Raw genomic sequence first — 5,555 nt, 5'->3', positions numbered from 1 at the left:
AACGTACGATGTTGAGGTGACCGACACGGACGTCCGGCACGACCCGGCAGCGGTGGCGTTGCATGTGCACAACGTCAGCAAGCGGTACGGGAGGCTACGCGCCCTCGACGACGTGTCGCTGTCCGTGCACGGCGGCGAGATCGTCGGTGTCATCGGCGAGAACGGCGCCGGCAAGTCCACTCTTGTGGGTTGCATCGCGGGCGACACAGAGCCCGACGAGGGCCACGTGGACGTGTCTCCCTCCGGCTCCGCCGTCGCGGTCGTCTGGCAGGACCTCGGGCTGTGCGAGGACCTCGACGTCGTCGCCAACGTCTTCCTGGGCAGAGAACGCAGCCGCGTTCTCCTCGCGGAGACCCAGATGGGCGAGCATGCCCGCCAGGTTTTCAACCGGTTCGGCTCACAGCTGAGCGACCTCAGAGCGCGCGTCGACACGCTGTCGCGCGGCGAGCGGCAAGAGGTGGCACTGGCCCGGGCGCTCACGACGGACGCGGAGATCCTGGTCCTCGACGAGCCCACCGCATCGCTCAGCGTGATCCAGCGAACCGGCGTGGTGCGGCTGCTTCGCGAGATACGTGCCGACGGCCGAGCCATCCTGTTGATCAGCCACGATCTCGACGAGTTGTTCTCGCTCGCCGATCGGATCCTGGTGCTACGCCACGGGAAGATCGTCGCGGACGTCTCGCCGCTCGAGGTCCACGCGGACGACGTGACCGCGCTGATGTCAGGGATCGAGACCGAGTCGATGGCACGACGCCAGCTCAATCGCCTCAAGAGCCTGGTCGAGCAGCTGTCGGCGGCGAATCCCGGCGCGTCGCTCCCCATTGTCATGTCGGCCACCGCGGCCGCTCTGGACCAGGACATGCTCTGCATCCACCTGCTGGAGCCAAGGCCCGACGGAACGGTGCTGCGCAGGACCGCTGCCGTCGGGCTGCCGCTCGAGCTTCTCACCGTCACGGAGGAACTGGCCGTCGGTACCGCCGGCGGACCCGTCGGTGCGGCCGCGCAGTTCGGTGAGCTCGTCACCGCCGACGACGGCCGCGACGACCCGGCCTGGTCCGGCTACCTCGAGACGGCCGCCGCTTCAGGCGTGCGTAGCACGTGGTCGGCACCGATCGTCGGCGGCGACGGCGTTCTCGGAGCCATCACCGGGTTCAGCGCGGCCGCAGGACGGCTCGACCAGGACCATGCCGAGCTGGTGTCGCTTTACGCCGGCCATGCGGCCACCGCCATCGAACGTGAACGCCTGCTGGACGAGGTGAGCCGCCGCAACGACGTGCTGGAGTCGTTGCGGGCCATGCTGGAGACCCTGGCCGGGCCGGACCGCGTCGACGGCGGCCTCTCCGCTGCGCTGTTCGCGCTGTGCCGGGGACTCAACGCCCGGGCGGTGGGAATACTGCTGCCGGATCCCGGACCGCTGCAAGGCAGCGGCCCGCGATGGGTTGCCGTCGACCTCGACGGCAAAGACGTGCACGACGTGCGTCAGGTGGCAGAGGCCGTGCCGGCCACCGTCGGCCGGCCGGTACCGCTGGAGAACGGCGTCGCGATCGCCGGGTTGCCGCTCCCGGAAGGCCGAGGCGTCCTGGTCAGTAGGTGGCTCGATCCGGCGGAACCGGGTCGCGACGCCCTGGAGCTGCTGGACGACGCGCGCCGGTCGCTGGCGCTCGCGCTCGAGCGAGAAGGCGTCGAACTGGCCCGGCACGAAGCGGCGGCCGCCCGGCGCTCCCAGGCGCTGCAACGCGATCTCCTGCAACAGATCAGTCACGAGCTACGCACGCCGCTGACGGCGATCCACGGGTACGCGTCCACGCTTCAGCAGCCCGACCTCACCTGGGACGCCGGCTCCGTCGACCGCTTCCTGACCGCCATCTCGACCGAGTCGGCGCGCATGGAACGACTTGTCGGCGACCTGCTTGACTCGTCCGCCATCGAATCCGGACTGCTCCGCCTCCGCCGCGACTGGACCGACCTGCGCCCTGTGCTGGCCTCCGCCCGCGACTGCGTGTCCCGGCGGGAGTCCATCCAGCTGCGGATCGATCCCGGGCTCGAGCCCATCTGGGCCGATCACGACCGTCTTGAGCAGGTCTTCGTCAACCTGATGGAGAACGCCGTCAGGCACGGCCCGGCGGACGGCACCGTCGAGGTGGCCGCACGTCCAGCGCCGGTATCCTCAACCATCGAGATTCTGGTCAGCGACGACGGCGCCGGCGTGCCGCTCGAGCTCGCCGAGGACATCTTCGAGCCACGTGTGCGTGGCGACGGCGGCCGTGGCGCTGGGCTCGGTCTCGCGATCGCGCGGGGCATCGCCGAAGCCCACGGCGGCAAATGCGAGCTCGTGCCCGGCCGTACCACCACCTTCCGGGTTGCGCTTCCAGTCGAACCCCTCAAAGAGGAGGACGCACATGCCGCACAAGGGACCGTCGACGGACCCGGGTGGCAGGCAGGTGGATGAGCGCACGGCGATCCTGATCGTCGAGGACGATCGCAATATCGTCGACCTGCTCCGGTCCAACCTGCTGGCGCGCGGCCATCGCGTCCTGGTGTCGATGGACGGCACCGACGTCCTGCGCCAGCTAGAGGAGGCCAGCCCGGACATCGTCCTGCTCGACCTCATGCTGCCCGGCGCCAACGGCTTCGAGCTGTGCAAGGCCGTCCGCGAGCACTCCGACGTCGGCATCGTCGTGCTCTCGGCGCGGCGCGGCGAGACCGACAAGGTCCGCGCGCTGAACCTCGGCGCGGACGACTACCTGACCAAGCCGTTCGGCATCGAGGAGCTTCTCGCCCGCATCCACGCGACGCTACGTCGCTCGCGCCCGGCAACGCCGCACGGCGAGGCTGGATCGGTGCTCACGGTGGGCGACATCCGGATCGACCTGGACGCCCAGTCGGTCACCAAGGGCGGACAGCACGTGCACCTGACGCCGACCGAGTATGCGCTCCTTCGTGAGCTGGCTACCCGGCCCGGCAAGCTGGTGTCGCATTCCAGCCTGCTGCGCCGGGTGTGGGGACCGGGCTACGAGACGCAGACCGAGTACACGCGGGTGTACGTGGCGCGGCTGCGGGCCAAGCTGGAGGGTGAGGACTCGGGGGTGCTGATCGTGACCGAGCCACGCGCCGGCTACCGGTTCACGGCGGACGTCACGTGAAGCACCGTCGCTTAGGGCCTGTCTTCTTACAGGCCGCGCAGATTAGGACAGAGGATCGCCAGGCGGCGGGTTACGCTGAGCGTGCCAAGCTCGGTCGGTCTGTGGCCCGGTTGGGCTTGAGCCTGGCGATTCTCTGTCCCAATCTGCGCGACTTCTTGACCCGTGGCCTGCTGCGCGACGCCCAGGCCCTGGTCCGGCTGTTTCCGGCCATCGCCGTCGCCCTGTCCACCATGGCCTGCGGCTCGGTGGGGGCGGATGGCTCCGACGGCCTCCGCGTCGCGCTGCTGCTGCCGGAGAGCAAGACGGCACGGTACGAGTCGCAGGACCGCCCGGCGTTCGAGCAGCGTGTCAACGACATATGTCCGACGTGCGAGACGCTCTCCAGCAACGCCAACCAGGACGCCGCCCGGCAGCAGTCCCAGGCCGAAGCCGCCATCACCAACGGCGCCGACGTGCTGGTGCTCGATCCGGTGGACTCCGTCGCCGCCGCGGTTATCGTCCGGCACGCGGATGCCGCCGGGGTTCCGGTGGTCACCTACGACCGGTTGGTGCTCGACGCGCCGGTCGCCTTCCACGTCACCTTCGACAACGAGCGAGTCGGTGCGCTCCAGGCTCAGGTCCTGCTCGACGCCGTCGGCGATGAGCGAGACGATGGCGTGTTCGTCGTGCTCAACGGTTCTCCCACCGACGACAATGCCGCACAGTTCCGCAACGGCGCGATGTCCGTGCTCGACGCTGCCGAGGTCACCATCGGCGCGGAGGTCGACGTGCCGGACTGGTCACCGGACCAGGCTCAGCAGGCGATGGAGCGCGCGCTCGCCACGCTCGACCGGGATCGTATCGTCGGCGTCTACGCGGCCAACGACGGCCTGGCCGGCGGGGCGATCGCCGCGATGACGGCCGCCGGGATGGACCCACCGCCACCGGTCACCGGTCAGGACGCCGAGCTGGCCGCGATCCAACGCATCCTCGCCGGTGAGCAGCACATGACGGTCTACAAGGCGGTACACACTCAGGCGAGCGTGGCCGCGGAGATGGCGGTGGCGCTCGCCCGCACCGGTGAGATACCCGATTCGGTCCCTACCGACCAGATCGACAACGGCGACGGCCAGGTCCCGGCGCTCCTCCTCGAGCCGATTCCGGTGACCCTCGAGACGGTCGGCTCCACCGTCGTCGCCGATGGGTTCTGGACGATCGAAGAGATCTGCTCCGGCCTCGAGCAAGAATGTGCCCGCGCCGGCCTGCTGGACGCGGCGTCATGAGAGCGCTGGCCGTGTCGCCGGTGAGCCTGGGCCGGTGGGCGTCACCACTCGGGTTGGTGGTCATCTGGGTCGTCATGAGCGTGCTCAACCCACGCTTCCTGTCCGCGGTGAACCTGACCAACCTGATGCTTCAGATCGTGGCCGTCGGTGCGATCGCCGTCGGCGTCGTCCTGGTCCTGCTGATCGGCGAGATCGACCTGTCCGTCGGAGCTGTGTCCGGGCTGGGCGCGGCGATCATCGCGGTGCTCGTCATGAAGGAAGGCTGGCCTTCTGGCCTGGCCATCGTGGCTGGGCTGGCCGCCGGCGCCGCCGTCGGCCTCGTCCATGCCCTCCTCGTGACCCGGATCGGGATACCGTCGTTCGTCGTGACGCTGGCGGGCCTGCTGACCTGGCAGGGAACGCTGCAGCTGGTGCTCGGCGACACGGGCAGCGTCAACGTCACCGACGACGGGCTGACCGCGATCGCCGGCACCTTCCTCTCGCCTGCCGTCGGTTGGACACTCGCGAGTGGCGTCGCCGGCGCGGCACTGATCACGATCGTGCACCGGATCAGGCAACCGGATCGGGGCCGGCCCGGACACGTGTGGCGGCCGGGGCTTGTCGCCGTCTCGAGCCTGGTCGCGGTAGCTGTCTTCAACGCCGATCGCGGCACCCCGCTGGCCGTCGTGCTGTTCCTGGTGGTTCTGGCATCGTTCGACATCGTCGCCCGGCGCACCAGGCTCGGACGTCACGCTATGGCGATCGGAAGCAACGCGAGCGCGGCCCGGCGGGCTGGCATCCCCGTCGACCGCATCCGGATGGTGGTATTCGCGCTGGCCTCGGTGCTGGCCGTGACCGGCGGCATCCTCGCGGCGTCTCGGCTGCTCGCCGTCAACCAGTCGTCGGGCGGCACCGACCTCATGCTGACCGCGGTGGCGGCGGCGGTGATCGGCGGCACGAGCCTGTTCGGTGGGCGTGGCTCGGTGTGGTCCGCCCTGTTCGGCAGCCTGGTGGTGGGTTCCCTCGCCAACGGGCTCGACCTGCTCGGCACCTCATCCGCGGTCCGCTCGATCGCCACTGGGCTGGTGCTGGCGGTCGCCGTGGCGCTGGACACGCTCGCTCGCCGCGGCGAGCTGCCGCTGCGGCGCAGGCGTGAGGTTCAGGTCTCGAG

4 protein-coding genes are annotated in these 5,555 nt (G+C 69.9%); all 4 read left to right on the top strand.

The genetic code is table 11. From position 1 onward, the window contains the following. Nucleotides 1-16 precede the first annotated feature (16 nt). Complete coding sequence (locus tag ELR45_RS13810) at nt 17-2,449, top strand: ATP-binding cassette domain-containing protein (protein WP_129666894.1); 2,433 nt, start codon at nt 17-19, stop codon at nt 2,447-2,449. Further along, nucleotides 2,400-3,143 (top strand): response regulator transcription factor, encoded by a 744-nt coding sequence (locus ELR45_RS13805; protein WP_129666892.1) that lies wholly within the window; start codon nt 2,400-2,402, stop codon nt 3,141-3,143. The genes ELR45_RS13810 and ELR45_RS13805 overlap by 50 nt, the downstream gene beginning before the upstream one ends. A 101-nt stretch (nt 3,144-3,244) precedes the next feature. Further along, nucleotides 3,245-4,405: a sugar ABC transporter substrate-binding protein gene (locus ELR45_RS13800; protein ID WP_205856569.1), complete on the top strand. Its 1,161-nt coding sequence runs from the start codon at nt 3,245-3,247 to the stop codon at nt 4,403-4,405. Continuing rightward, nucleotides 4,402-5,555 (top strand): sugar ABC transporter permease (locus ELR45_RS13795; protein WP_165367758.1); only part of this gene is annotated, 1,154 nt, incomplete at its 3' end. The genes ELR45_RS13800 and ELR45_RS13795, both read left to right, overlap by 4 nt.

The organism is Phytoactinopolyspora endophytica (genome assembly GCF_004138495.1).
Classification (GTDB): domain Bacteria; phylum Actinomycetota; class Actinomycetes; order Jiangellales; family Jiangellaceae; genus Phytoactinopolyspora; species Phytoactinopolyspora endophytica.
The sequence above is the reverse complement of the archived record's forward strand: the minus strand, read 5'-3'. Positions and strand labels throughout refer to the sequence as shown.

Bases quoted from the DNA above. Each gene is read 5' to 3' on its own strand.
- ELR45_RS13805 (WP_129666892.1), top strand. From the start codon at position 2,400: ATGCCGCACAAGGGACCGTCGACGGACCCGGGTGGCAGGCAGGTGGAT.